This is a genomic window from Haloferax sulfurifontis, assembly GCF_014635105.1.
GTDB classification, from domain to species: domain Archaea; phylum Halobacteriota; class Halobacteria; order Halobacteriales; family Haloferacaceae; genus Haloferax; species Haloferax denitrificans.
This window is the reverse complement of the sequence record NZ_BMCI01000003.1, coordinates 188024-214236: the sequence shown is the minus strand read 5'-3', so window position 1 is coordinate 214236 and position 26213 is coordinate 188024. Positions and strand designations below refer to the sequence as shown.

General features: G+C 66.2%; 21 protein-coding genes and 1 pseudogene. 9 read left to right on the top strand and 13 right to left on the bottom strand.

Going from position 1 to position 26213, the window contains the following annotated elements; genetic code table 11:
* Positions 1-61: 61 nt before the first annotated feature.
* Positions 62-3223: an oligosaccharyl transferase, archaeosortase A system-associated gene (locus IEV64_RS09365; protein ID WP_188423731.1), complete on the top strand. Its 3162-nt coding sequence runs from the start codon at positions 62-64 to the stop codon at positions 3221-3223.
* A gap of 141 nt (positions 3224-3364) precedes the next feature.
* Here the strand turns inward: IEV64_RS09365 and aglM are convergent, their stop codons facing one another.
* The gene (gene aglM, locus IEV64_RS09360; RefSeq protein ID WP_188423730.1) at positions 3365-4657 is read right to left on the bottom strand and encodes a UDP-glucose 6-dehydrogenase AglM; all 1293 of its coding nucleotides are present in this window, start codon (positions 4655-4657) and stop codon (positions 3365-3367) included.
* A gap of 117 nt (positions 4658-4774) precedes the next feature.
* Between aglM and IEV64_RS09355 the strand changes: the two genes are divergently transcribed.
* Positions 4775-5743, top strand: coding sequence for a DUF368 domain-containing protein (locus IEV64_RS09355; RefSeq protein WP_049920384.1), 969 nt, complete (start codon positions 4775-4777; stop codon positions 5741-5743).
* A gap of 148 nt (positions 5744-5891) precedes the next feature.
* Here IEV64_RS09355 and IEV64_RS19830 read toward each other — a convergent pair.
* The 4 genes and pseudogenes from IEV64_RS19830 to IEV64_RS09335 form a co-directional block, all read right to left on the bottom strand.
* A pseudogene (locus IEV64_RS19830) lies at positions 5892-6002 on the bottom strand (rubrerythrin-like domain-containing protein); the annotation flags it as partial.
* A 42-nt stretch (positions 6003-6044) separates the two neighbouring features.
* Positions 6045-7319, bottom strand: a complete 1275-nt coding sequence (locus IEV64_RS09345) for an RNA-guided endonuclease InsQ/TnpB family protein (protein WP_188423729.1) — start codon at positions 7317-7319, stop codon at positions 6045-6047.
* Entirely contained in the window at positions 7316-7747 is a 432-nt protein-coding gene (gene tnpA / locus IEV64_RS09340) for an IS200/IS605 family transposase (RefSeq protein ID WP_188423728.1), read from the bottom strand. Before tnpA ends, IEV64_RS09345 begins: the two co-directional genes overlap by 4 nt.
* A gap of 326 nt (positions 7748-8073) precedes the next feature.
* The gene (locus IEV64_RS09335) at positions 8074-8628 is read right to left on the bottom strand and encodes a class I SAM-dependent methyltransferase (RefSeq protein WP_007273670.1); all 555 of its coding nucleotides are present in this window, start codon (positions 8626-8628) and stop codon (positions 8074-8076) included.
* A 200-nt stretch (positions 8629-8828) separates the two neighbouring features.
* On the opposite strand from IEV64_RS09335, the gene IEV64_RS09330 reads away from it, so the two are divergent.
* A complete protein-coding gene (locus IEV64_RS09330) occupies positions 8829-9017 on the top strand; it encodes an HEWD family protein (RefSeq protein WP_042663830.1) in 189 nt (62 codons plus the stop codon).
* A 30-nt stretch (positions 9018-9047) separates the two neighbouring features.
* On the opposite strand, the gene IEV64_RS09325 is transcribed toward IEV64_RS09330, so the two are convergent.
* Entirely contained in the window at positions 9048-9728 is a 681-nt protein-coding gene (locus IEV64_RS09325; protein WP_188423727.1) for a phosphoglycolate phosphatase, read from the bottom strand.
* 99 nt (positions 9729-9827) lie between these two features.
* Positions 9828-11030 (bottom strand): Cdc6/Cdc18 family protein, encoded by a 1203-nt coding sequence (locus IEV64_RS09320; protein ID WP_188423726.1) that lies wholly within the window; start codon positions 11028-11030, stop codon positions 9828-9830.
* 355 nt (positions 11031-11385) lie between these two features.
* Here IEV64_RS09320 and glpA point away from each other — a divergent pair, with 355 nt between their 5' ends.
* From glpA to ptsH1, 6 genes are all read left to right on the top strand, one after another.
* The gene (gene glpA / locus IEV64_RS09315) at positions 11386-13173 is read left to right on the top strand and encodes an anaerobic glycerol-3-phosphate dehydrogenase subunit GlpA (RefSeq protein ID WP_007273667.1); all 1788 of its coding nucleotides are present in this window, start codon (positions 11386-11388) and stop codon (positions 13171-13173) included.
* Entirely contained in the window at positions 13160-14428 is a 1269-nt protein-coding gene (gene glpB, locus IEV64_RS09310; RefSeq protein ID WP_188423725.1) for a glycerol-3-phosphate dehydrogenase subunit GlpB, read from the top strand. The genes glpA and glpB overlap by 14 nt, the downstream gene beginning before the upstream one ends.
* Positions 14425-15735, top strand: a complete 1311-nt coding sequence (locus IEV64_RS09305; RefSeq protein WP_007273665.1) for an anaerobic glycerol-3-phosphate dehydrogenase subunit C — start codon at positions 14425-14427, stop codon at positions 15733-15735. Before glpB ends, IEV64_RS09305 begins: the two co-directional genes overlap by 4 nt.
* A 363-nt stretch (positions 15736-16098) precedes the next feature.
* Entirely contained in the window at positions 16099-17631 is a 1533-nt protein-coding gene (gene glpK, locus IEV64_RS09300) for a glycerol kinase GlpK (protein ID WP_004970734.1), read from the top strand.
* 3 nt (positions 17632-17634) lie between these two features.
* On the top strand, positions 17635-18678 hold the full coding sequence (locus IEV64_RS09295) for a DUF7973 family transport facilitator (RefSeq protein WP_004970733.1): 1044 nt from the start codon (positions 17635-17637) through the stop codon (positions 18676-18678).
* A gap of 96 nt (positions 18679-18774) precedes the next feature.
* On the top strand, positions 18775-19050 hold the full coding sequence (ptsH1, locus tag IEV64_RS09290) for a phosphocarrier protein HPr (RefSeq protein WP_007273664.1): 276 nt from the start codon (positions 18775-18777) through the stop codon (positions 19048-19050).
* Positions 19051-19157: 107 nt separating this feature from the next.
* Here the strand turns inward: ptsH1 and dhaM are convergent, their stop codons facing one another.
* The 6 genes from dhaM to IEV64_RS09260 all read right to left on the bottom strand — a co-directional run bounded on the left by dhaM (position 19158) and on the right by IEV64_RS09260 (position 26056).
* Positions 19158-19544, bottom strand: a complete 387-nt coding sequence (gene dhaM, locus IEV64_RS09285; RefSeq protein WP_004063261.1) for a dihydroxyacetone kinase phosphoryl donor subunit DhaM — start codon at positions 19542-19544, stop codon at positions 19158-19160.
* Entirely contained in the window at positions 19541-20239 is a 699-nt protein-coding gene (dhaL, locus tag IEV64_RS09280; protein WP_007273663.1) for a dihydroxyacetone kinase subunit DhaL, read from the bottom strand. The genes dhaM and dhaL overlap by 4 nt, the downstream gene beginning before the upstream one ends.
* 136 nt (positions 20240-20375) lie before the next feature.
* Positions 20376-21374, bottom strand: a complete 999-nt coding sequence (gene dhaK, locus IEV64_RS09275; protein WP_007273662.1) for a dihydroxyacetone kinase subunit DhaK — start codon at positions 21372-21374, stop codon at positions 20376-20378.
* A 176-nt stretch (positions 21375-21550) separates the two neighbouring features.
* Positions 21551-24682 (bottom strand): isoleucine--tRNA ligase, encoded by a 3132-nt coding sequence (gene ileS, locus IEV64_RS09270; RefSeq protein ID WP_188423724.1) that lies wholly within the window; start codon positions 24680-24682, stop codon positions 21551-21553.
* A gap of 433 nt (positions 24683-25115) precedes the next feature.
* Positions 25116-25718, bottom strand: a complete 603-nt coding sequence (locus tag IEV64_RS09265) for a hypothetical protein (RefSeq protein WP_188423723.1) — start codon at positions 25716-25718, stop codon at positions 25116-25118.
* A 32-nt stretch (positions 25719-25750) separates the two neighbouring features.
* Positions 25751-26056, bottom strand: a complete 306-nt coding sequence (locus IEV64_RS09260) for a DUF8036 family membrane protein (protein ID WP_007273659.1) — start codon at positions 26054-26056, stop codon at positions 25751-25753.
* Positions 26057-26213 lie beyond the last annotated feature (157 nt).

The following is a 26213-nucleotide window of genomic DNA, read 5'->3' as shown; positions in this document are numbered from 1 at the left end:
AAGAAGTTTTGAAGACCGACTTTCACAAGACTTATGCGCGTTTTCCGAATCCATCGAATCAATGAGCGTAGACTCTGAACGTACAGAGGGCCTTGATTCTCAGTCGGTCCTCGAGCTGTTCAAAGACTGGTATCACGTCCCCATCCTCCTCGTGATATTAGTCACTATGTTGGCTATTCGTCTCCGGTCGTACAGCAATTTCATCAGAGATGGTGATGTCCTTTTCTCAGGAAACGACGCGTGGTACCACCTCCGCGAAGTTTCGTACACGGTTCGCAATTGGCCCTCCACAATGCCGTTCGACCCGTGGACGAATTTCCCGTTCGGGACGAGTGTCGGTCAGTTCGGCACTATCTACGACCAAATAATTGCGACGGTCGCACTCATCGTTGGACTCGGGAGCCCCTCCGCGGATTTAATCGCGAAGACGCTCCTCGTGGCACCGGCAGTCTTTGGTACGCTCGTCGCCATTCCAACGTTCTTGATCGGCCGCAGACTTGGCGGACGCCTCGGTGGCCTTTTCGGCGTCGTCATCCTGATGCTCCTACCCGGGACCTTCCTTCAACGTGGTCTCGTCGGATTCGCCGACCACAACATCGCCGAGCCGTTCTTCCAAGGTTTCGCAGTCCTCGCGGTTATGATTGCTCTTCGTGTCGCAGACCGGGAAAAACCCGTCTGGGAGCTCGTTGAGGCCCGCGACTTAGACGCCCTCCGCGATCCCCTCAAGTGGTCCGCGCTTGCTGGCGTCGCCATGGCGGTCTACATGTGGTCGTGGCCGCCAGGCATCCTCCTCGTTGGCATCTTTGGTCTCTTTTTGGTCCTTGCGATGGTTTCTGACTTCGTTCGTGGGCAGTCTCCCGAACATGTCGCGTTCGTCGGTGTCGTCTCGACGCTCGTCACCGGTGTCTTGATGTTCGTCCCACTGTCCGATACTTCGTTCAGTATTACCCAATTCAGTCTCATTCAACCGCTGTTCTCGTTCGGTATCGCTCTCGGTGCTGCCTTTCTCGCCGCACTCGCTCGCTGGTGGGAGTCGAACGATGTCGACGCCCGAGGATACCCTATTTCCGTCGCTGCCATCGGCCTCATCGCGATAGCGCTGCTGGCGGTCATCCTCCCGGACGCTTTCAGACAGATCACAACTAACTTCCTCCGCACGGTCGGCTTCAGCGCCGGGGCAGCTACTCGGACCATCGGAGAAGCACAACCGTTCATCGCTGCAAACTCACTCCAGTCGAGCGGTCAGACTGCTGTCGACCGTATCATGTCTGAGTACGGTTTCACCTTCTTCACAGGTGCTCTCGCGGCAGTTTGGTTCGTCGCGAAACCACTTGTCAGGGGTGGGAACTCGCGGAAGATTGGATACGTTACCGGGAGCCTGGTTCTCATCGGAGTTCTCTTCTTGATACCGGCACTTCCGGCAGGGGTCGGCAGTGTCCTCGGTGTCGAATCGTCGCTCGTTAGCCTCACCATCGTCACCGCACTCATCGTGGGTGCAGTGATGCAAGCTGACTACGAGAGCGAACAGTTGTTCGTCCTCGTGTGGGCCGCGATTATCACCTCGGCAGCGTTCACGCAGGTTCGTTTCAACTACTACCTCGCAGTCGTCGTCGCGGTGATGAACGCCTACCTCCTTCGAGAAGTCCTCAGACTCGACTTCATCGGCTTCGCGAGCGTCGACCGCCTCGGCGACATCTCGTATGGACAGGTCGCAGCAGTCGTGATTGCCATCCTGCTCATCCTCACGCCCGTACTCATCATCCCAATCCAACTCGGTAATGGCGGCGTGTCTCAAACCGCCATGCAAGCGTCCCAGACCGGTCCAGGGACCGTCACTCAGTGGGACGGAAGCCTCACCTGGATGCAGAACAACACACCCGCGGAAGGCGAGCTCGGCGGCGTATCGAACCGGATGGAGTACTACGGGACGTACGAGCGCGCAGACGACTTCGACTATCCGGACGGTTCGTACGGCGTCATGTCCTGGTGGGACTACGGTCACTGGATTACCGTCCTCGGCGAACGCATTCCGAACGCGAACCCGTTCCAGGAAGGTGCGACGGAGGCAGCGAACTTCCTCCTCGCCGACGACGAACAGCAGGCTGAATCGGTCCTCACCTCGATGGGTGACGACGGTGAAGGCGACCAGACTCGCTACGTCATGGTCGACTGGCAGATGGCTTCGACCGACTCGAAGTTCAGCGCGCCGACCGTCTTCTACGACGAGTCGAACGTCTCTACGTCGGACTTCTACAGTCCGATGTACCGCCTGCAAGAGCAGAACGGACAGACGACTATCGCCGCCGCATCGAACGTCAAAGACCAGCGCTACTACGAGAGCTTGATGGTCCGGCTCTACGCGTACCACGGAAGCGCTCGCGAGGCGGCGCCGATCGTCGTCGACTGGGAAGAACGCACATCCGCCGACGGCTCGGTGACGTTCAGAGTGACGCCCTCGGACGGGCAGGCAGTCAGGGTGTTCGACAACATGACCGCGGCAGAGGAGTACGTCGCGAACGACCCGACGTCCCAGATCGGCGGTCTCGGAACGTTCCCCGAGGAGCGCGTTTCGGCCCTCGAACACTACCGTCTCGTGAAGTCCTCGAACAGCTCGGCGCTCCGCTCGGGGTCCTACCAGAACTCCATCGTCAGGGAGGGCAACACCTACGGCATCCAGCCGCAGGCGCTCGTCCCCAACAACCCCTCGTGGGTCAAGACGTTCGAACGCGTCCCCGGCGCGACGGTCGAAGGGAGCGGTGCCCCGGCCAACGCGACGGTGACCGCGCGCGTTCAGATGCGCGACCTGACCACGGGCACGAACTTCACCTACACACAGCAGGCGCAGACCGACGCCGACGGTGAGTTCACGATGACGCTCCCGTACTCCACGACCGGCTACGACGAGTACGGCCCGGAAAACGGCTACACGAACGTCAGCGTCCGCGCGACGGGGGGCTACGCGTTCACCGGCCCGACCTCGGTCGCCGGAAACAGCACTATCGTCACCTACCAGGCGGAGAACGTCGCCGTCGAGGAGGGCCTCGTCAACGGTGCCGAAGACGGTGCCGTGCAGGTCAGCCTCGAACGGAACGAACAGGAACTCGACCTGCCTGTTGACTCCTCGTCCGGAGATTCCTCGTCGGACGACTCGCAGACGAACGAGTCGACGTCGGCTTCGGTCTCGGCGTCAGTCGACGCTGGCGCGGTCTCTGTCGCCGCCTAACGGAGCACAGAGCCGGCGACGTCTCTCGCGGTCGCATTTTTTCCACGCAGTTCAGAACAACCGCCGACAGTCGAGCAAGCGAGTGCCGACCGAAGCCGCTCGGGAGCGTCTCCGGACTCGACTCAGATGAGCGGAGCCGACTCAGACCAGCGACTCGTAGTCGATTCCCTCGCGTCGAGTGACGATGCGGCGACCGTCGATGACGACGCGCGAGCGCATGGCGTCGAACTCGTCGTCGAGCGCCGCGAACTCGTCCCAGTCGGTCGCGACGAGCGCCGCGTCGGCGTTCGCGAGCGCGTCCGCGGCCGAGTCGGCGTACTCGATGTCGGGGAACCGCTCGCGCATGTTGTCGGTTGCGACGGGGTCGTAGCCGACGACGTCGGCTCCGGCGTCGACGAGCGAACTGATGAGTAACGTCGCCCGCGACTTCCGGATGTCGTCGGTGCCGGGCTTGAACGCGAGCCCGAGCACGGCGACGCGCTTGCCGTCGGGGTCGACACGTTCTCGGAGCAGGTCGAGCATTCGCTCCGGTTGGCCGTCGTTGACGTCGACGGCGGCCTGCAGGAGGCGCGGTTCGTAGCCCTGGGCGCGGGCGGCGGCGATAATCGCGGCCGTGTCTTTCGGGAAGCACGACCCGCCCCATCCGAGACCCGCACCGAGGAACGCCGACCCGATACGGGCGTCGAGACCGATAGTCTCCAACACCTCGTCGGAGTCGACGCCGAACTCCTTGCAGATGTTCGCGAGGTCGTTGGCGAGGCTGATCTTCGACGCGAGGAAGGCGTTGTTGGCGTACTTTATCATCTCGGCTTCGCTGATGCCGGTCTCGACGACCGGCGGATTCCCGGCGCGTTCGACGAGCGGGGCGAAAATCTCGGCGAGTCGCTCGTGCGCCCGGTCGGTCTGTGCGCCGAAGACGATTTTGTCAGGGCCGAGGAAGTCGTCGACTGCGGTGCCCTCGCGGAGGAACTCGGGGTTCATCGCGATATCGAACCCCTCACCGACGCGTTTCCCCGACGCCTCCTCGATTCGCGGCCCGATGACGTCGACCGTCGTCGTCGGGACGACCGTGCTCTTGGTGACGACGAGATGCGAACCGTCTTTCCGCGCGAGCGTCTCGCCGAGCGACGTCGCGGCGGCCTTCATCGCGCCGAGGTCGATACTGCCGTCGTCGTTCGACGGGGTCGGGAGGGCGAGGAACGTGGCCTCCGTGTCGAGAATCTCGTCGTAGTCGGTCGTCGCTCGGAGTCCGTCTCCCGCGTGCCGTTCGACGAGTTCGGCCAGCCCGGGCTCGTGAATCGGACATCGGCCCTCGTTCAACGCCCGAACGATATCGTCGTCGATGTCGACGTTGACGACGCGGTGGCCGAGCTCCGCGAAGCAGGCCGCGACCGTCGTGCCGACGTACCCGCTACCGATGATGCTGAGCTTCATTGACAGAGTTGTGCACGCCGTGAGCTTTGATTCTTTCCGAGTCCGGCTCACACCCGAGCGCGCCGCAACGTCGAACGGTGGACTGATATCCTCGCCGAGAGAGCATCCGACAACGAAATGTCGAGGAACTCAGACGGGTCGACAGCCCGTTTCTCGTGGCTTCTCATCTACCTGAAAGGCGTCTGTATGGGGGCCGCCGACGCCGTTCCGGGCGTCTCGGGCGGTACTATCGCGCTCATCACTGGCATCTACGAACGACTCATCGGCGCGGTGACGGCCATCACGCCCGGCCGCATCAAACGCGTCCTCGGCGTCGTCGTCCCCGGCCGCCGAGCCGACGCGGTCGCGGCGATGCGCGAAATCGACATCGGCTTCCTGCTCGCGCTCGGCGCGGGTATCGCCACCGCCATCGTGACCGTGATGCGCGTGCTCCACATCGCGCTCACCGAGGCACCGGTGCCCACCTACGGCTTCTTCTTCGGGCTCATCGCCGCGTCGGCGGTCGTCCTCTACGCCCAGGTGTCGCTCGACGGCCCGCGTCAAATCGCGGCGGCCGTCGCCGGGTTCGCCCTCGCGTTCGTCGCCTCGGGCGGGAGCGGCGGCGCGTTCGGGCACTCGCCGCCGGCGATTGCGGTCGCCGGCGGAATCGCCGTCAGCGCGATGATTCTCCCCGGCGTCTCCGGGTCGCTTCTCCTGTTGATTCTCGGACAGTACGAGTACATGAACGCGACGCTCAACGCGTTCATCGACAGCCTCCTCGACGTCGCCGCCGGCGCGCCGCTGTCGGTCGTCGTCGAGTCGGGCACGGTCGTCGTCACGTTCATGGTCGGAGCCGTCGTCGGCCTGTTCACCATCGCGCACGTCGTCCGCTGGGCGCTCGAACACTACAGACGGGCGACGCTGGCGTTCCTCGTGAGCCTCATCGTCGGCGCGCTCCGCGCCCCGGTGGTAGAGAGCACCGCCGCGCTCGTCGAATCGGGGCGGTCGTGGACGACGGAACTCTACGGCGCGTTCGTCGTGGCCGCGGTCGTCGGCGCGGCGGTCGTCTTACTCGTCGACCGCTACACCGGCGTCATCGAGTCGTGAGCGGAGCGTCGTGGCCACAGGTGCCGCGGGACCACAACCAACCACAGCGGGCGACTGACGGGGGGATACGACCCTCCGTGCGCTCTGTGAGAAGGAAGTTGAGGGGTTGTTCGGAGTCGATGACCCGCCGAGTCGCGCGAGTCGCTGGTCACTCGCGGGCGACGGCGATGTTTCGAACCGACCCGCCGCAGTCGGGACACTCCGACAGGTGGGTCTCGCTGACGGTTCGCGTGCGACAGGAGCGACACTCTTGACATCCTCTCTGCGCTAAAGCGCGAGGATTCCTCCGTTGGGGGTTCGGCTACCGACCCACGGAGGCAACTTGCGGGTTTGTACGCACTTCTTTGGGACTTCCATGAGGGTATGGTTTCCCCGACCAATTGTGGTCGTCCCACTCGAATCGCACGGGCCGTGCCATCGGCCTGATTTCGCAATCGCTGTTCTCTCGAAGGAACGTCTTAGACGCCGTGAGGTCAGCGTGTCCCTCGAAGCCACACGGACACGTCAGCGTATCTCCGTGGCGAGCCGTCTTTTCGTGGTCGCCACACTCGGGACACGTCTGACTCGTCCACGCTTCCGACTCGGCTTCGAGAGAGATGCCATATTCCTCACAAACGCACGCGAGACGGTGGATGAACTTCTTGAACGCCCAGAAGTTGTGCGTTTTCTCGTTCACTCTGACCGACCAATGCGTTTCCAGCAGGCCGGTCAAGTCACCCACGTACACCGTTGCCACGCCCTCGTCGTACAGTCGTTCAACGAGGTCGCGTACCAGCGCGTTCTGTGCGTGGTCACGACGCTTCGTCCGCTGTCGGTACAGCCGTCGAATTCGCTTGGAACTGTATCGTCCTTCACGGAGTTTCGACTGTAGGCGGGCGATTTCATCTGTCGTCTCGCGGAACCGTCCGAACAACTCTCGACCGTCGTAGAGATACTGGTTCCCAGTAGTCGTGGAACAGGCGACGAGATTGTTTGCGCCAACGTCGAGGGCGGCTTCTTTGGAAGCCAGTGGTGAATCCAGTCGAAAATCAGATACGGTGACTGGTTGGAAAGCCCTGAACGTGTCGCTCACTTCGTCATACTCAAGTTCCAGACGACCTTGTTTGCCGTCCCACTTCGGGTTGCCTCGGACTTCGAGGCGGAGTCGTTCGTGGTAGCCGAGTCCATATTCGTCTTTCAGTTCTTGCCCGACAGGGATTTCAAGACGGCTACGCTTGCCCCACTGAATCGTGTACTGGTTACATCGGATGTAGGTGCGGAGTTCGCGTCCGTCATCTTCGTTGCCCCAGTACGACGGTGGGGTGGTGTACTCGCCTTTCTCCTTGAGGGCGAAGAACGACCGCCACGCTTCGCTGTTCTTGCGCGTGATCTGTTGGACAGTCGCGCTCCCGATGACGCCGTTGTAGCGTCCTCGGTACTCGGAGGTATCCCACACGTCACCGTCGCCAAAGTAGCTTTGACGACGTTCGTAGGTCAGTTCGTTCCACAGGGAGGCTGAGGCATCGAGTAGCCGTAGGAGGCACTCTTTGTCGTTCTCGGTCTGTGGGTCGACCTCGAAGGTGTTGACGCGCTTCATGCGTCGGAACCCCCCTGTTCAGTGATGTACTGTTCGACAGCGCCCTTCGACGCGCTTCCCGCCGTTCCGACGTAGTAGGAACGAGTCCACTTCACACGGTCGTCGTAGCGTTGGTTGTACTTCCGCGCCGAGATGCCCTTGACCCAGTTGACGATGAGAGAAGGGGCGTTCTTGGGTGGACTCCCGATGAACAGGTGTACGTGGTCGGGCATGACCTCGGACTCGGCCAGTTCGAGGCCCTTGTCTTCACAGATTTCCACAAAAATGGTTTCGAGACGTTCCTTTGTCTTCCCCGTCAGCTGCGAACGCCGATACTGAGCGGAGCCCTGTTCCGCGAGGTCAGCGGGATCTTCGATTCCGCCAGATTTCGGCACGAATACTATGTGGTAGTAGAGTTCGTATTTCGCGTGACGGGTACTCTTCACCATCCATTCATACTGTCATGTTTGGGCGGGTTAAAGATTGCGTTGGAACCCTGTCTATGCCATCGTCAGCGATTGAATACTATTGGTCGGCTTCATCCCCGTCGCCAGATTACGTCTGGCGGGCAACCAGAACGCGGCGTGTTCTGGTGACGCCCTGAAGGGCGAGGCTTTCGCCTCGAATTTCCCTAAGTCTTGTCCTGAGATTCACCAAACTACTCTCAGATTTAATATTCTTAACCGGAGTAGACACTCAAACGGGAACCGAATCAACCACATCTCAGAGTACTGTTCAATTCCGACGGAGATTCAGTTCACCGACCCCCGTCGCGTCAGCGCCGGGCGACGCAGACGAACGTCTCGCGTCGCGTCTCGGCGTGAGAGACGGTGAAGCCGACCGATTCCAGCGCCGAGACGGCGTCGCCGAGGCCGAACCGCTCGTCGAGCGGCGGTCCGTCGTCGCCCGAACCGGACGTGGACCAATCGACCACGACCACTGAGCCGCCGGGGCGGACGACGCGGGCGAGTTCGGCGAGCGCGTCGTCGGTTGCGAACTCGTGGTAGGTCATCGTCGAGAAGGCGGCGTCGAGGTGGTCGTCGTCGAAGGGGAGCGACGCCACGTCGGCCGTGACGAACTCGACGGTGTCGGGCGCGCCCTTCTCGCGGTAGAAGTCGTGCATGACCTCCTGTACGTCCACGGCGTAGAGCGTCCCGACGTGCGGGGCGACCTCGTCGGTGAAAAAGCCGGTGCCGCTTCCGAGGTCGGCGACGACGCTATCGGGGGCGACGCCGAGGCGCGAGAGGAGTTCCTCCCGGGAGACGAATCGGAACCGCGCGGGGTCGTCCAGTTTCGCCGCCCTGTCGGCGTCGAAGGTGTGAAAGCCCATGCGCACACTCCGCACCCCGGCCCGTAAGTCCCATCGGTTCCGGCCCGAGTCGTGTTCGACGCGTGCACATCCGTCCGCGGTCGGTCCGGTGGCAAGGCGACGCGGGTCGGTCCGCTGGCGGGGCGGCCCGACTCCGAGCGGCCGACCGCGAAACTGCCGACGGCGATGGGCTTTTTTGCTCGGCAATCGGTCACACACGTATGGAACCCCAACTTCGACGGCCGACGCGACGCGTCTGCGAGCGCTGTGGTCGGGTGGAACGCTGGGACGACGACGCCGCGACGTGGCTCGTCGCCGAAGCGGACGGCGAAAAACAGGTCGGAAGCGCCTACTGCATCCACGAGTGGGACATCAACGGGCGCTTCGCTCCCTTCGAGGAACCGGCCTGAGACGCCGAGAGCGACGCGAACGACCGGCGATTACGCCGCGTCTTCTTCCCGGAGCGATTCGAGCACGGACAGCGTGCCGTCCATGTACGACTGTTCGAGCACCGTGTCGGCGGCCCCCTTGGCCACGTCGTCCGCGTTGGCGACAGCGAACGACCGCCCGGCGACGCCGAACGTCGAGGCGTCGTTGACGCTGTCGCCGACGGCGACGAACTCCTCGGGGTCGTAGTCCATCGTCTCGCAGACGCGTTCGAGGCCGACGCCCTTCTCGACTCCCGGCGTCTTGATGTGGTAGGCGAAGCCGGTGTCGATGACTTCGAGGTCGAACTCGTCTGCGACCTCGCGGAGGAGCGCCTCGTCGGCGTCGAGACGGGCGATGATTTCGGTCTCGCGCCAGCGGTTCGCGGTGTCCGCGGCGTCCCACCCGAGGTCGCCGCCGCGCGCGACGAACTCGTCGGCGGCGGCCTGCGCGGCCTCGCGGTCGCCGGTGAACGTCACCTCGCCGTCGGCGAGAACGACCCCGCCGTTCTCCGCGATGACCGTCTGCGGGAGTCCGAGGTAGTGACACAGCGAGACCGGATAAGGAAACGCCTTGCCGGTGGCGAGGATGACGGGGGCGTCCCACGTCGGGAGCGCCTCGAACGCGCGGGGGTCGAGGTGGCCTTCCGCGTCGGTGAGCGTCCCGTCGATGTCGAGTACGAGCGGCGGAACCATACCCGGAGTTGGGAGACGGGGGAAAAAGGTTCAGCGGTCGGGGAGAAGCGCGCCGCGGTCCGGCGGGTCGTCGGTCCGACGGCTGGTCGCCCCCGCGATTCAGCGCTCGCCGTCGTCCAGCCCGCGGAACGCCAGCGTCGAGAAGTTCGGGACGGGTCGCGTCGCCGGCCGCCCCGGGCCGTCGGTGGGGTCACAGTCCGAGACCCGCCGGACGATGCCGAGGTCCGAAAGCTCGTAGAGGACGCGCCGGATGGTCGCGGGCGACAGCGACACCCGCGGCGACGCGGCGATGTGCTCGGTCGCCGCCGAGACGGAAGCCGCCTCCCCGTCGTCGAGCGCGACGAACGCCCGAAGGACGCGGCGACGGCTCTCGGAGAGCGCGAACACGCGGCCGAGCGAACAGCCGTCGTCGGGGACGGCGTCGATGCCGGCGCAGACGTACTCGGTATCGACGGTGTCCGCGCCGTCGGCGGCGGCGAGCGTCGCCGCCCCGTAGAGCGCCGACAGCGCGTCGTGGGCGTCGCCGTCGGCCCACTCGGCGACCTCGCGCGTCGCCTCGTGGGGAAGCGCGTTTCGGGTGACGCCGTCGGACGCGCGCGCGACGAGGATGTCGACGAGACTGTGGCGTTCGTAGGCCGAGACGGCGATTGACCTCGCGGGCGTCGCGGCGGTGTCGCCGTCCGCCTCGCCGCCCGCAGTCGCGTCGTCGCGGGGGTCGCGGCCGACGGTGAGCACCGAGACGTGCGGCGACACCGACCCGAGCGTCTCGACCGCCGTCGCCGCGGAGTAGGTCTCCGGCTCGCCCACGTGGTCGACGGCGACGACCGCGTGTTCGTCGTGAGCGACCCACTCCGCGAGCCGCTCGCGGAGCGCCTCGACGCCGACGCCCTGCGACGGCACCGGCTCCTCGCAGAGCGCGTCGAGCGCCGCGTGGAGAAGCGCGAACTCGGTCGAGGCGTCGCGAGAGTCGACGTAGGCGAACGAGGTCGTCGGCGTGGCGGCGGTGCGCGTGGTGGTGTGGATGACCGACCGCCGGGCGGGGAGCGCGCTGGCGAGGTGCTCGAAGAGCGACGCGACGACCGCCGACTTCCCGACGCCCTTCGGTCCGTGGACGTGGGCGTTGGGCGGCAGGTCGCCGTCGAACACGGGGTCGAGATGGTCGAGGATGCGTTCGAGCGTCGGGCCGCGGCCGGTCGGCTCTTCGGGGTGGGCCGTCGGGTCGAGCGCGCTCAGGTCCCGAACGAGCCGGGGCCGCTTCCCGCCGCGGCGTCGTCGCCTGGTGATTCTGTCTTCGAGGCGCATGGCGTGGTAAGTCCCTGGCCGACGGTATCCGGCGCACGCCTAAAAACCGACCACTCCCGACAACGTCCCTGACAAGTGAGAACACGAAACACTGAAATCGGCCGTGACGGCCGCCTCAAAGCCAGTTGAGAGGTTCGTGGTCGCCTTCTTAATCGAGTCGGACGTAACTAATTGGAACAATAATTTTGAATTATCGCCGTCGTTTCGATTCGGTGTAGAAACGCCGAGCTACGGCATTCTACGGGCGCTCCGATGGCAGTCTCGCGACCGAAGTGGTCTGTTCCGTGAGACGAACGGGACGCGAGACGAGTGAAGGTAAAATAAAGTGCCGTCGGTCCTACCTCACGAAAGACAGATGAAAAAATCGCCGAGCGTCCTCGTCATTGGCGGGGGGTCGACCGGCACGGGTATCGCGCGCGACCTCGCGATGCGCGGGCTGGACGTGACCCTCGTCGAGAAGGGGAACCTCACACACGGGACGACGGGGCGGATGCACGGACTCCTCCACAGCGGGGGTCGGTACGCGGTATCGGACCAGGCGTCCGCCAAGGAGTGTATCGAAGAGAACCGCGTCCTCCGGCGCATCGCGGGCCACTGCGTCGAGATGACGGGCGGGCTGTTCGTCCAGCGCCCCGAGGACTCAGACGAGTACTTCGAGAAGAAACTGGAGGGTTGCCGCGAGTGCGGCATTCCGGCCGAGGTGCTGTCCGCCGAGGAAGCGCGCGAGATAGAGCCGTACCTCGCGAAGGACATCAAACGCGCCATCAAGGTCCCGGACGGGGCGGTCGACCCGTTCCGCCTCTGCGTGGCGAACGCCGCGAGCGCCGTCGAACACGGCGCGCGCATCGAGACGCACTCCGAGGTCACCGACGTGCTCGTCGAGGGCGGCGAGGTCGTCGGCGTCGAGGTCACCCACCAGACCGGCACCGGACCGTACGTCCACGGCGAGCCCGGCGAGGTCGAGGAAATCCGCGCCGACTACGTCGTCAACGCGACGGGCGCGTGGGCCGGCCAAATCGGCGACTTCGCGGGCGTGGACGTCGAAGTCCGGCCGTCGAAGGGCGTCATGACCATCATGAACACCCGGCAGGTGGACACGGTCGTCAACCGCTGTCGGCCGAAGGGCGACGCCGACATCATCGTCCCCCACGAGACGACGTGCATCCTCGGGACGACGGACGAGGAGGTCGAGGACCCGGAGGACTACCCCGAGGAGGGCTGGGAGGTCGACCTGATGATAGAGACGCTCTCGGAGCTCGTGCCCATGTTGGCCGACGCGCGGACGATTCGCTCCTTCTGGGGCGTCCGCCCGCTGTACGAGCCGCCGGGCACCGGCACGGAGGACCCGACGGACATCACCCGCGAGTTCTTCCTGTTGGACCACGCCGACCGCGACGACCTGCCGGGCATGACGAGCATCGTCGGCGGCAAGCTCACGACCTATCGGATGATGGCCGAGCAGATTTCGGACCACGTCTGCGAGAAGCTCGGCGTCGACGCCGAGTGCCGCACCGCCGACGTGCCGCTCCCGGGAAGCGAGGACTTCACCGTCCTCCGCGACTACATGGACGATTTCGGCCTGCGGTCGCCCATCGGCCGCCGGTCGGCCCAGCGGCTCGGCTCGCGCGCCGACGAAGTCCTCAACAGCGTCGACCCTAACCCGGTCGTCTGCGAGTGCGAGGCCGTTACCCGCGCCGAGATTCACGACGCCCTCGACACCGCGGGCACGGAACTCAACTCCGTGCGCATCCAGACGCGCGCCTCGATGGGCAACTGTCAGGGGGCAATCTGCTGTCACCGGATGGCGAACGAACTCGCCCCCGAGTACGACGAGGAGACCGTCCGGGCCTCGCTCGACGACCTCTATCAGGAGCGCTGGAAGGGCGAGCGCCACGCGATGTGGGGGACCCAGCTCTCCCAGACCGCGCTGAAGCACATGCTCCACGCGGCGACGATGAACCGCGACGAGGACCCCGCGGCGGCCGACGCCGACATCGACTTCGCCGCCTTCGACGACGGCGGCGCGTCGGAGGACGACGCCTCGGGCGTCGCGTCCGGCGGCGCGGTCGCGGACGGCGGTCGCAGACGGGCCGCGGACCGCGCGAGCGACGACGCGCTCGGAGGTGCCGATGGCGATAACTGACGACGTACTCGTCATCGGCGGCGGTATCGCCGCCTGCACGGCCGCGCTCTCGGCCGCGGAGACGGGCGCTCGCGTGCGCCTGCTCGCCCACAAGAAGAGCACGCTCCGACAGGCCAGCGGCCTCGTCGACGTGCTCGGGCACGCCGGCGGCGACGGTCCGCTTTCGGACCCCTTCGCCGGCCTCGACGCGCTCCCGGAGGGCCACCCCTACCGCGTCGTCGGCGAGGACGGCGTCCGCGCCGGGCTCCGCGTCTTCGACGAGGCGGTCGGCGACGCCTACCGCGGCGGCCACACCGACTCGAACGCGCTCGTGATGACTCACGGCGGCGCGGTGAAGCCGACCGCGCGCTACCCCGAGTCGGTCGCGCCCGGCCTCGCCAGTTCGTCGGGCGACACGCTTCTGGTGGGCTTCGCGGGCCTCACGGACTTCGACGCCCCCGTCGCGGCCGACCACCTCGCGGCCGCCGGCGTGCCGTTTTCGGCCCGCGGCGTCACCGTCGAGTTCCCCAAGCGGTTCCGCGCCGACGCGAAGGTGACGCGGTTCGCCAAGGCCCTCGACCGCGACGAGGAAGTCGCGGGCGGCACGGTCCGCTCCGTCCTCGCCGACACCGTCGCCGAGGAACTGGACGGCGAGTCGCGCGTCGGCTTCCCGGCGATGCTCGGCGACGACCACGACGAGGCGGTCCGCGAGGAGCTTTCGGACCGCCTCGGCGTCCCCGTCTTCGAGGTGCCGACCGGCCCGCCGAGCCTGCTCGGACTCAAGCTCGAAGACATCCTGTTCGACGCGCTCGACGAGGCGGGCGTCCGCATCTCGGCGGGCAACCCGGCGGTCGATTTCGAGGCCGAAGACGGCCGCGTCGAGACGGTCATCGTCGACCAGAAGAGCCGACCGACGCCCTACTCGGCCGATCAGGTCGTCCTCGCGACGGGCGGCCTCGTCGGCAAGGGCCTCGACTCCGACCGCGAATCGGTCACGGAGCCCGTCTTCGGCTGTCACGTCCCGCACCCCGAGGACCGCTACGACTGGTCCGAGCCCGAGGCGTTCGGCGACCACGCGTTCGCGCGCTTCGGCGTCGTCCCCGACGACGAACTCCGGCCGACCGACGAAGACGGCGAACCGCACTTCGAGAACCTGCGCGCCGCGGGCGGCGTCGTCGGCGGTGCCGACGTGGCGCGCGAGAAATCCGCGAGCGGCGTCTCTTTGGCGACGGGTGCCGTCGCCGGCCGCCTCGCGGGCGAGGAGGCAACCAGATGAGCGACGCAGAATCCCCAGGCAATCCAACGCTGACCCCCGACGCACAGACAGACGACTTCGAGGCCGTCGAGGTGTTCCCCGACAGCACCGACATGGACCTCCGTCCCGGCGCGGACAACTGTTACAAGTGTACCGCCTGCGACGTGTCCTGCCCGGTCGCCGAAGTCGACGACGAGTTCCCCGGGCCGAAGTTCCAGGGTCCCGAGCAGTGGCGGCTCAAGCGCAAGGAAGACGAGGCCGTCGACGACTCCATCATGTCGTGTTCGAACTGCATGCGCTGTGACGACGCCTGTCCGTCGGGCGTCCCGCTCAGCCAGATGCACAACACGGCCCGCGGCGAGTACGTCGACGAGGAGATGGACAAGCTCTCGCGGGAGTACATCCGCAACCGCATCCTCGCCAACTACGGCACGCTCGCCCAGCTGGGAGCCATGTTCCCGCGGCTGGCGAACGCCGTCATGGGCAACTCGGTCGTCCAGCGGATAAACGAGAAAGTGCTCGGCGTCACGGCCGAGCGCGACTTCCCCGAGTTCGCCACCCAGACGTTCCGCGAGTGGTGGAACGAACGCGGCGGCCCGCAGGTCCGCTCCGAGGAAAAGCGCGTCGCCTACTTCCACGGCTGTTACTCCAACTACAACACGCCCGAGGTGGGCAAGGCGATGGTCCGCGTCTTCGAGTCGTTCGGCTACGAGGTCGTCGTCCCCAAACAGCGCTGTTCGGGGACGCCGATGTTCGCGAACGGCATGCTCGACGACGCCAAGCGCGCCGCCGGCATCAACGTCGACAACTTCGCGGGGCTCATCCCCGAGGGCTACGACATTATCGCGTCGTGTACCTCCTGTTCGATGTCGCTCCGCCAGGAGTACCCCGAACTGTTCGACATCGACGGCATCGAGGACCTCTCGGCGCACACCTACGAGGCGCTGGAGTACCTCCGCATCCACGAGGACCTCGAAGGCGCGGTTCGCGAGGCCTCGGTCGACGACCAAGCCTTCGCGTACCACGCGCCGTGTCACGGCCGCAATCAGGGCCTCGACCGGCAGGCGGTCGAGCTGTTCCGCCAGCTCGACGGCGTCGAAATCGAGGACGTCGGCGACTCCTGTTCCGGCATCTCCGGCACTTACGGCTGGAAGGAAGAAAAATACGACAAGTCGATGCAGATAGGCGCGGACATGTTCGACCACATGGAGCACGCACAGGGGAGCGTCGGCATGACCGAGTGTCCGACCTGCTCGATGCAGATGGAACACGGGACGGGGTACGACATCAAACACCCGCTCCAACTCCTCGAAGAGGCGCTGGTCTGACACGCGCGCACGGCTGACGACCCGCTCCGTTCGAGCGCCGGACCACTCAAACGTCGTCACGCTCAGCGCGCGCGCCGAGTCGCCGGCGATTTTGCGGACTATATTGCCCCTAAATCGCCGTTTTTTCCCGTTACTCGGCGGCCGCGGCCGTTCTGTCCACGGATCACCCTCATTGATTAAAACGTCCGAAAAAGCGCCCGTGTGAAATAGTACTCCCCGAATTCAAGCGTTTAACGGCCTCTAACCCAATTTTAGTCGTCACATTATGCGAGGGAGTAGTAAAGAAACATTTATCATATAATTTGTACACGTTTGTAGTGGTAGGACTCTCACACCGAGAGTTCGTATCGAGGTTGGTTAGAAATGTCAGGAGAAACTTACGTCGGTGCCATCGACCAAGGCACCACAGGCACGCGGTTCATGGTGTTCGACCACGACGGCAAGGTGGTCGCCAACGCTTACGAGAAACACGAACAGATCTACCCAGAGCCCGGTTGGGTCGAACACGACGCAAACGAGATTTGGGACAACACGAAGAAGGTCATCGACGCGGCGCTTTCGAGCGCCGGGCTCGACGCCGAGCAGTTGGAAGCTATCGGTATCACGAACCAGCGCGAGACGACGCTCATCTGGGACCGTGAGACCGGACAGCCGATTCACAACGCAATCGTCTGGCAGGACCGTCGGACGACCGACCGCATCGAGACGCTCGAAGCGGACGGCAAGACCGACGACGTGCGCGCCAAGACGGGGCTCGAACCCGACGCGTACTTCTCTGCGACGAAAGCCGAGTGGCTACTCGACAACTCCGACCCCATCAAGCTCCAGCGCTCTCGGCCCGAAGACATCCGAGACCGTGCCGCCGACGGCGAGCTCGCGGTCGGGACCATCGACACGTGGCTCATCTACAACCTGACGGGGAACCACATCACGGACGTGACGAACGCGTCGCGGACCATGCTGTTCAACATCCACGACATGGAGTGGGACGACGAACTCCTCGAGGAGTTCAACGTCCCGCGCGAGCTCCTCCCCGAGGTCCGCCCGTCGTCCGACGACGACCACTACGGCGAGACCGACGCGGACGGCTTCCTCGGCGCGGAAGTCCCCGTCTCCGGCGCGCTCGGCGACCAGCAGGCCGCGCTGTTCGGCCAGACGTGTTTCGACGCGGGCGACGCGAAGAACACCTACGGTACCGGCTCGTTCATGCTGATGAACACCGGCGACGAGGCGGTCATGTCGGAACACGGCCTCCTCACCACCGTCGGCTTCCAGCGCTCCGGTGAGCCGGTCCAGTACGCCCTCGAAGGCTCTATCTTCATCACGGGCGCGGCTATCGAGTGGCTCGAAGACATGACGCTCATCGACAACGCCGCCGAGTCCGAGAAGCTCGCTCGGTCGGTCGAGTCCACCGACGGCGTCTACTTCGTCCCCGCGTTCACGGGCCTCGGTGCGCCCCACTGGGACCAGCGCGCCCGCGGCACCATCGTCGGCATGACCCGCGGCACCCGCCGCGAGCACATCGTCCGCGCGACGCTCGAATCCATCGCGTTCCAGACGCGCGACGTCGCCGAAGCGATGCAGTCCGACAGCGACATCGACCTCTCCAGTCTCCGCGTCGACGGCGGCGCTGTCAAGAACAACTTCCTCTGCCAGCTCCAGTCGAACATCCTCGACACGGAAATCGTCCGCCCGCAGGTCGACGAGACGACCGCCCTCGGCGCGGCCTACGCCGCCGGCCTCGCCGTCGGCTACTGGGAGACGCTCGACGAACTCCGCGAGAACTGGCAGGTCGACCGCGAGTTCGCCCCGAAAGACCCACAGAACGTCGAAGCGCGCTACGGCCGCTGGAAAGAGGCCGTCGACCGCTCGCTCGACTGGGCACGGGAGGAGTAACACGTGTTCGAAACATTCGCACTCCAGATTCCGGTCATCGGCGTCAGCGCCGAGCGGTTCGTCGTCCTCCTGCTCGCGGCGTTCGCGGGCGGGATGTTCGGCGCGTCCGTCGGGGCGCTCCCCTCGTTCGTCTTCACCGGCTTCGTCGTGCTCCTCGGCGAGACGGCGGGGACGGTCATCCGACAGCTCGAAGGCGCGGACCTCGTCACCGCCGGCGAGCTCGGTACGGGCATCACCGGTAGTATCGGGTTCGGCCCGTTCGTCGGCCCGCACATCGTGTTCGCGGCCGGCGTCGCGGCCAGCGCCTACGCCGGCAAGAACGCCGAGTTCGACGTCGACGGCAAGAACATCCTGCACGCGTTCGGGACTCGACCCGACGTGCTCGCCATCGGCGGCGTCTTCGGCGTGCTCGGCCTGCTCATCGCCCGCATCTCCAGCGGTATCGGCCTCCCGCTCGACGGCGTCGCGCTGTCGGTCATGACGACGGCGCTCATCGCCCGCCTCGCGTTCGACTACCCGCTCATCGGCACGCCCGCCGGCGACGGTTACCTCGACATGACGCCGTTCGAAAAGGGCACGCTCCGCGGCGACGGGAGCGACCGACTGGCGGTCGAGCCGTGGCTCCCCCAGCAGTACAAGTGGGCCAACGTCTCCGTCATCGGCCTCGCGGCCGGCGTCCTCGGCGGATGGGCGTGGCTCGTCACCGGGAGCTTCTTCCTCGGGTACGGCATCTCCGCGGCGAGCCTGCTGTTCTTACAGCTCGGCGTCGAGAACTTCCCCGTCACCCACCACATCACGCTCGGCGGCTCGTCGTTCGCGGCGGTCGCCGCGCCGATGGTCGGCGGGAGCGAACCGCTCATCCTCGTGGCCGCCGCGGTCGGCGGTCTCGTGGGCGCGCTCCTCGGTGAGGTCACCCAGCGCGTCGCCTACTCCCACTCCGGGACCCACGTGGACCCGCCGGCGATGTCGATTACCATCTACTCGCTCATCCTCGGCGTGCTGTTCCTCCTCGGGGTCATCCCCAACGCGGCGTACCTCGGGCTCTAAACCCGAACGCCCCGGCCCCGCACCCGTCGTTCACGGTTTTTTGTCGCCGCGTTCCGCAACCGGTAGCGATAACGCTCCGCGGTCGATACCCGACGTATGGAACGCATCGTCGCCGTCGTCCCGAAAGACGGCCTGCACGCTCGTCCCGCCTCCCAGTTCGTCGAGACCGCGAACTCCTTCGACGCCGACATCCAACTCGGCCGCGCCGACGAGGACGACCTCGTCCCCGCCGCCAGCATGCTCGCCGTCACCGGCCTCGGCGTCGGCCACGGCGAGGAGGTTCGCCTCGTCGCCGACGGCGACGACGCGGAGGCCGCGCTCGACGCGCTCGAAGAAGTGCTGTCGACGCCCGAAGCCGGCGACGAAGAATAAGGAAACGAACCGAAACGAACCGAAACGGAACTGCGAGCCGCCGCGTCGCGCGGCGGTCTCTTTTCGGGTCGGTCGGTGGCCCGGACGCCCGGGTCGTCCCTGACGGCTCAGTTCAGCTTCCGGTAGTCGCGGGCGTCCTCGGCGCGCTCGACGACCGAGTCGAGCGTCGCCTTCTTGCTCGTCGTCTCGACGGCCGCGTTGAGCGTGCCCTCCAGCACCGGCGCGTCCGCGATGACCGCCTCGGAGTCCATCGCCATCTCGATGGCGAGTTCCGCGTTCATCACGGCGCTCCCGAGGTCCACGAGGACGACGACGCCGTCGCCGTCGTCCGCCTCCTCGATGCCCTCGCGGATGCGGTCCGGCGAGGTGCCGATGCCGTCTTCGTCGCCGCCGGCGGGGACGATGCGGGCGTTGCCGCCGCCCATCTGCGCCGCGACCTCCGCGATTCCCTCGGCCGCCTTCGCGCTGTGCGAGACGACGACGAGACCGATCATTCGTCCCTCCCGACGGCGTCTTCGGCCCGCGCGTCGCGGTCGACCTCGCCATCGAGGTACTCTTCTGCGGTCTCAAGCAGTTCTTCGAGGATGAACAGCGTGCTCGTCGCGCCGGGGTCCTGGTGGCCGACCGAGCGCCAGTCGAGGAACGACGCGCGGCCCTTCATCGCCTTGATGGGGACGGTGAAGGCGACGCCGCGCTCGGCCGCGTCGACGGCCTTGGCGAGCGCTTCGAGCGGCGGGAGGTCGTCCTGCTCGACGGACTTCTTGTAGGTGTGGACGGCGGGGACGAGCGCGTCGACCATCGTCTTCGCGCCGACCTGCGCGCCGCCGCGGTCCTTGACCTTGTCGAGGTACGCCTCGGCGAACGCCACCGAAGTCTCGGCGGTGATGCCGTCTTCGAACTCCTGGCTGGCGAACATGATAGAGCCGCCGTAGAGGGGGCCGGAGGCCCCGCCGACGTTCGAGATGAGCGTCGTCCCGACGTTCTTGACGACCTCGTTCGGCTCCATCTCGGCGAACTCCTCGCGCTTTTCGGCGGCCTTGCCGAAGCCGCGCTCCATGTTCGCGCCGTGGTCGGCGTCGCCGATGGCGGAGTCGAGGTCCGTGAGATACTCCTTCTCCTCGGCGAGGCGCTCGGCGACGTTGTCGAGCGCGTCCAGCACCGCTTCGCGTTGTGTCTCTGAGTCAGCCATGGCTGACCTTCGTCGGCCGGGGGTTAATCCCTTGTCCCGCGAGACTGTTCTGCCGCAAAAATCGGGGACGTGTCGGGGGTCGCCGCCGGGAGTTCGCGGCGGAGGTCGTCGCGCGCTCGGCGGCGGTGCGTCCGACTTACTCGGTGACCGTCAGGCCGGGCGTCTCCGCGGGCGCGCCGAGGAGTTCCTTCAGTTCGTCGTCGACGCGGAGCACGGAGACCGAACAGCCCATCATGTCGAGGGAGGTCATGTAGTCGCCGACCCACGCGTCCCACGTCTCGACGCCGCGGTCGTTGAGGATGGACTGGAGCTTGCGGTTGACGATGTACAGCTCCGAAAGCGGCGTGCCGCCCATACCGTTGACCATCGTGACGACCTCCTCGCCCTCGCCGAGGTCGAGGTCGTCGAGGACGTTCTCGGTCAGGTGCTCGGTAATCTCGTCGGCGCTCATGACGTCGGCGCGCTCGGTGCCCGGCTCGCCGTGGATGCCGATGCCGAGTTCGATTTCGTCCTCGCCGAGGTCGAACGTCGGTTCGCCCTTCTCCGGGGTGACACAGGATGTCAGCGCCATGCCCATCGTGCGCACGTTGTCGATGACCTTCTCCGCGACCGCTTTGACCTCGGCGAGGTCGCCGCCCGCGGCGGCCTTCGCGCCGGCGCATTTGTGGACGAAGATGGTGCCCGCGACGCCGCGACGACCCGACGTGTACAGCGAGTCCTCGACGGCCACGTCGTCGTTGACGACGACCTGCTCGACATCGACGCCCTCCATCGCGGCCATCTCGGCGGCGGTGTCGAAGTTCATCACGTCGCCCTCGTAGTTCTTGACGACGCAGAGGACGCCCTCGCCCGCGTCCGTCGCCTGAATCATCTCGTTCAACTGGTCGGCCGTCGGCGAGGTGAAGACCTCACCGGCCGCCGCGCCGTCGAGCATCCCCTCGCCGAGATAGCCCGCGTGCGTCGGCTCGTGGCCCGACCCGCCGCCGGAGACGACCGCGACCTTCCCCTCGACCGGCGCGTCGCCGCGGACGAGGACGTTCGTGCCGTCGAGCCGGCGGAGTTCGGGGTGCGCCGCGACCATCCCGTCGAGCATCTCGTCTACGACCGCTCCGGGTTCGTTGATGAGTTTCTTCATGACTCACCGTCCCTCACGTTCGATAAGGCCAAAAGTGTTGGTCAGTCGGAAGTCGAGACGGTCGCCGTCTGCGAAAAATCGGCGGTAAGCGCCCTCCATTTCACGGGTCGCGGCGGCGGCCGAGCGTCGGGCCGGCGGAGACGCCGCGGGCCGGTGCGGACCGGCGCGCGACCGCCTCAGTCGAGTTGCGTGACCGCGATGGTCACGGACACGTCCTCGACGTCCCACGTCTCGACCGTCTCGCCCTCGGCCGACCCGAGGTCGAACTCGCGGGCGCGGACCTCCTCGGCGATGAGGTCGCTGTTCTCCGCGACGAAGCCGGCGACGCGCTCGTCGTCGACCGCGAGCGACACGTCGATTTCGGCCTCGACGTCGAGGTCGAGCTGTTTGCGCATCTCCTGGATGCGGCGGATGACGTCGCGGGCGTAGCCCTCGGACTCGATGTCGTCGGTGAGTTCGGTGTCCACGTAGACCGTGCCGCCCTCGAAGTCGGCACCGCTGACGTGTCCCGGCGGTTCCGCGCGGTACGAGACCATCTCGTCTGTGAGGTCGTACGTCTCGCCGTCGACCTCGACGCCCGACTCGACCTCGGCGCGCGAGAGCCCCTCGACGGCCTCCATGATTTCCTGGGCGTCAGCGCCGAACTCCGGCCCGATGACGCTCATCTGCGGTTCGGCCGTCTCGACGAGTTCGTCGAAGACCTCGACGACCTGCACGTCGCGGGTGTTCACGCGCTCGGCGAGGAGGTCCGAGAGCGCGTCGACCGCGTCGGCGACCTCGTCGTCGTCGGACTCGACGACGATACGCGAGACGGGCCAGCGGAGCTTGCGGCCGCCGAGTTGGCGGGCGTGCGCCGCGGCTTCCTCCACGTCGCGGAGGACGGCCATGTTGGCCTCTAACTCCTCGTCGCGGCGCTCCTCGTCGGCCTCGGGGTACGACAGCATGTGGACGGACGTCGCAGAGCCGTCGAGCCGCTGGTACATCCGCTCGGCCATGTAGGGCGCGTAGGGCGCGATGAGCCGGATGGACTCCGAGAGCACCGTCGAGAGCGTGGCGTACGCGCCGAGCTTCGACGCCGAGTCCTCCTCGTCCCACATGCGCTCGCGGATGGCCTTCACGTAGAACCGCGAGACGTCCTTCGTGATGAAGTCGAGAAGGGCGTTGAGCGCGGTGGAGACCTCGTAGTCGTCCCACGCGTCGGCCATCTCGGCTTCGACGGTCTGGAGCCGCGAGAGCACCCACTCGTCGACGACGGTGAGTTCGCCCGCAGAGAGGTCGGCCTCGGCGGGGTCGTAGCCGTCGAGGTCCATGTACGGAAGCGGGAACCGGAAGACGTTCCAGAAGATGTTGAGCGTCGACTGGGTGTCGGCGAGGCCGTCCCACTCGAACGAGAGGTCGACGCCCTGCTGGTCGTGGCTGAGGAGGTAGGCTCGAAGCGGGTCGCGGCCGGCGCGGTCGATGGCCTCCTCGGGCGTCACGATGTTGCCGACGGACTTCGACATCTTGCGGCCGTCCTTGTCGTTGGCGAAGCCGTGCATGATGACCTCCTTGTACGGCGACTCGCCGGTCGCGGCGGTGCCCATGCCGAGTTGCGACCAGAACCACCCGCGGGTCTGGTCGTGCGCCTCGATGATGAGGTCGGCGGGCCACAGCTCGTCGTAGGCGTCCGTCTCGCCGGGGAAGTCGAGGGTGCCCCACGTGGCGACCGAGGAGTCAATCCACACGTCGAACACGTCGGGGACGCGCTCGTAGGTGACGCCGTCTTCGGTGATGGTGATGGGGTCGACCGAGGGCCGGTGGAGGTCCACCGTCTCGGGGTCGACGTCCTGGTCGGCGCGCTCGGCGAGTTCCTCGCGCGTGCCGACGACAATCATCTCCTCTGCGCCCTCGGCGTCGGGGTCGTTCGGGACCCAGATGGGAAGCGGGATGCCCCAGTAGCGCTGGCGCGAGACGTTCCAGTCGGGCGCGTCGCTCACGAAGTCGCGGAAGCGGTTGTCGCGGGCCCACTGCGGGTGCCACTCCGAGTCCTCGATGTTGTCGAGGAGTTGCTCTTTCACGTCGGTGACCGTGATGAACCACTGGTCGGTGGCGAGGAAGATGATGTCCGTGTCACAGCGCCAACAGTGGCCGTAGCGGTGGTCGTGCTCGCCGGCGTGGAGCAGGTGGCCGAGGTCGTCGAGGTCCTCGATGACCTGCGGGTTGGCGTCGCGGACGAACGTGCCCGCGTAGTCGCCGCCCTGCTCCGTGAACTCGCCTTTGTCGTCCACGGGGACGAACACGTCGAGTCCGAGTTCCTGCCCGCGGGCGAAGTCCTCCTGCCCGTGGCCGGGCGCGGAGTGGACGAGACCCGTGCGGTCGGCCTCGACGTAGTCGGCGGTGTACACCTGTCCAGCGCCCTCGAAGTCGGCGTACTCGGCGACGACACCGGCGAGCGGGTGGTCGTACTCCCAGCCGACCATCTCCTCGCCCGTGACCTCCGAGAGGACCTCGTAGTCCTCGTAGCGGCCCTTCTTCAGCACCTCCTCGACGCAGGGTTCGGCGAGGTACAGCACCTCGCTCTCGCCGTCCTTCTCGGCGCGAACTTCCTGATACGTCATCTCGCCGTCGACGGCGACGAACGTGTTCGCGGGGATGGTCCACGGGGTCGTCGTCCAGATGACGAGGTTGCCCTCGCGGCCCTTCAGCGGGAACTTGACGTAGATAGACGGCGAGGTGATTTCGTCGTACTCGACCTCGTTGGCCGCGATGGCGGTCTGACAGCGCGGGCAGTAGTTGACGCTCCGTTTGCCCTGTTCGACGAGTCCGTTCTCGGCGACCTTCGAGAAGGCCCACCACGCGGACTCCATGTACTCGGGCGACAGCGTCTGGTAGGGGTTGTCCCAGTCCATCCACGCGCCGATGGACTGGAAGTCCTCGTCCATCGCCTCGCGGTTGCGGACGGCGAACTCCTTGCACTTCTGGATGAACTGCTCCATGCCGAACTCCTCGATGTCGCGCTTCGAGGTGAAGCCGAGTTCCTCTTCGACTTTGACCTCGATGGGGAGGCCGTGCATGTCGTAGCCGGGGCGGTCGGTGACCTGGTGCCCCGTCATGCGCTTGTGTCGGATGACGGCGTCCTTCAGCGTCTTGTTCCACGCCGTGCCGAGGTGCATCTGGCCGGAGGTGTACGGCGGGCCGTCGACGAAGAAGAACGACGGGTCGTCGGCGTGTGCCTCCTTCGTCGCCTCGTACGCGTCGTGTTCGTCCCAGTACTCGCCGACCACGGACTCCACGTCCGACGGCGTGTACTGGTCTGCGATGTCTTCCATACCCCGTCCTTCTCGTGGATATATATCAAAACGGCGGGTCTGGTCCGCGTCGGCCGGGCGTTCCGCCGGGTCGGACTCAGACATGAGTGACCCTCCGCTGTCGATGGTCTACTGGTCGCTGTCGATACGCCTGTCGGGTGTAGTGGGTGTGTCGCTTCATTGGGATTCCGGTGGTCGCGGTCACACCGGACGGGAGACCGCTGTCGCTCGGAAGTCGATACGGACGGGAGTCGAAGATGAGAGAGATGCGAGGCTACTGCCCCGCAATAATGGGCGACGGGGCGACGACCGACAGTCGGGACTGGCCGACCGCGGGCGGACGGCGCGAGGTCCGGCGTCGTCGCATGCTATCCGAGAGCAGTCCCGCGAGGCGTATAACGCTTGCTCCGCGGCCGACTGCGACAGGTGTTCGACGGCGACGGCGACAGGGACGCTACCGGTCCGACCAGCGACCGACGCGATAGGTCGCCACAGTCTGTTCGGGTTCCGTCCCGTGTGTGGTTCCGGACTCGTCCTCGCGCTCGAACACCCGGAGCGTGGCGTTCGTCGGCGCGGCACCTCTCGCTACGTCGAACGTCGAGAGGTGAGTACAGACGAACGTGTCGGCGTCCAACGGTTCGAGGTCGGCCGGCGCCGACCGTCGAATCGGGATGTCGGCGTCGCGCCAGCCGGTCCACGACGGCGACAATCCGATGTTGTAGAACGCGGCGTCTTCGCGGGCCATTCGGACCTCGAACAGGAGGACGAACGAGTCGCCGGCGGCCCCCAGCAGGTCGTTGGAGTACCGCCCCTGCATCGCGCGGTCGGTGAACACGTCCGTCTGGTCGTCCGGCGGGTCGGCGAACAGCCACCCGCGGACGTCGGCGTCCTCGGGGAACGTCCCTTTGACGTACTGCTCGTCTGCCGGGTGGAGTCTCGAGTGACCGGTGTCGGCGCGGATTCGACCGCTGGCGGTTCGTCGGGCGTCGGCGAGACAGCCCGAGAGGCCGGCAAGCGAGAGCGCGGCGGCGCTCGAAAGGAGGGCTCGGCGGTGCATGCACGGAGCCTCGGGGGCCTCCGGGTTAACGTTTAATCCCACGTAATCCACAGGAGGACCGCCAGCGCGACCGCTTGGAGGACGTGGATGCCCATCAGCACCCGCCACGCCGCGGCGGGGACGGCGGTGGCGAACCAGACCGACAGCGTCGGGTCGACGAGGTAGTAGTAGAGCGCGAACAGGCTCTGTGCGAGGAGGAACGTCCCGAAGACGACCAAGCCGAGCGCGTGCTTCGACCGGAAAAGCAGGTAGTTCCGCCCCCAGACGCCGAGCATGACGACGAGGAACACGACGCTCGCGCCGAGCGAGAGCCGCGCGGCGTCGACCCAGACGCTCATGGCCGCCGCTGTGCCCGGGGCGGTTCACGTCGTCGGGGTCGCGTCGGCGTCATTCGTTCGGGTGGGTTGTCTCCCGGGGCCGGGTCGAGTGGGGTGCGCTCGCAAACCGGGGGTCGAGTGGGGTGCGCTCGCAAACCGGGGGTCGGTCGGGCCGCTC

Excerpts from the sequence above, each read along its gene's own strand:
- IEV64_RS09365 (WP_188423731.1), top strand. The coding sequence starts at position 62 with ATGAGCGTAGACTCTGAACGTACAGAGGGCCTTGATTCTCAGTCGGTC.
- aglM (WP_188423730.1), bottom strand. The coding sequence starts at position 4,657 with ATGAAGCTCAGCATCATCGGTAGCGGGTACGTCGGCACGACGGTCGCG.
- IEV64_RS09355 (WP_049920384.1), top strand. The coding sequence starts at position 4,775 with ATGTCGAGGAACTCAGACGGGTCGACAGCCCGTTTCTCGTGGCTTCTC.
- IEV64_RS09345 (WP_188423729.1), bottom strand. The coding sequence starts at position 7,319 with ATGAAGCGCGTCAACACCTTCGAGGTCGACCCACAGACCGAGAACGAC.
- tnpA (WP_188423728.1), bottom strand. The coding sequence starts at position 7,747 with ATGGTGAAGAGTACCCGTCACGCGAAATACGAACTCTACTACCACATA.
- IEV64_RS09335 (WP_007273670.1), bottom strand. The coding sequence starts at position 8,628 with ATGGGCTTTCACACCTTCGACGCCGACAGGGCGGCGAAACTGGACGAC.
- IEV64_RS09330 (WP_042663830.1), top strand. The coding sequence starts at position 8,829 with ATGGAACCCCAACTTCGACGGCCGACGCGACGCGTCTGCGAGCGCTGT.
- IEV64_RS09325 (WP_188423727.1), bottom strand. The coding sequence starts at position 9,728 with ATGGTTCCGCCGCTCGTACTCGACATCGACGGGACGCTCACCGACGCG.
- IEV64_RS09320 (WP_188423726.1), bottom strand. The coding sequence starts at position 11,030 with ATGCGCCTCGAAGACAGAATCACCAGGCGACGACGCCGCGGCGGGAAG.
- glpA (WP_007273667.1), top strand. The coding sequence starts at position 11,386 with ATGAAAAAATCGCCGAGCGTCCTCGTCATTGGCGGGGGGTCGACCGGC.
- glpB (WP_188423725.1), top strand. The coding sequence starts at position 13,160 with ATGGCGATAACTGACGACGTACTCGTCATCGGCGGCGGTATCGCCGCC.
- IEV64_RS09305 (WP_007273665.1), top strand. The coding sequence starts at position 14,425 with ATGAGCGACGCAGAATCCCCAGGCAATCCAACGCTGACCCCCGACGCA.
- glpK (WP_004970734.1), top strand. The coding sequence starts at position 16,099 with ATGTCAGGAGAAACTTACGTCGGTGCCATCGACCAAGGCACCACAGGC.
- ptsH1 (WP_007273664.1), top strand. The coding sequence starts at position 18,775 with ATGGAACGCATCGTCGCCGTCGTCCCGAAAGACGGCCTGCACGCTCGT.
- dhaM (WP_004063261.1), bottom strand. The coding sequence starts at position 19,544 with ATGATCGGTCTCGTCGTCGTCTCGCACAGCGCGAAGGCGGCCGAGGGA.
- dhaL (WP_007273663.1), bottom strand. The coding sequence starts at position 20,239 with ATGGCTGACTCAGAGACACAACGCGAAGCGGTGCTGGACGCGCTCGAC.
- dhaK (WP_007273662.1), bottom strand. The coding sequence starts at position 21,374 with ATGAAGAAACTCATCAACGAACCCGGAGCGGTCGTAGACGAGATGCTC.
- ileS (WP_188423724.1), bottom strand. The coding sequence starts at position 24,682 with ATGGAAGACATCGCAGACCAGTACACGCCGTCGGACGTGGAGTCCGTG.
- IEV64_RS09265 (WP_188423723.1), bottom strand. The coding sequence starts at position 25,718 with ATGCACCGCCGAGCCCTCCTTTCGAGCGCCGCCGCGCTCTCGCTTGCC.
- IEV64_RS09260 (WP_007273659.1), bottom strand. The coding sequence starts at position 26,056 with ATGAGCGTCTGGGTCGACGCCGCGCGGCTCTCGCTCGGCGCGAGCGTC.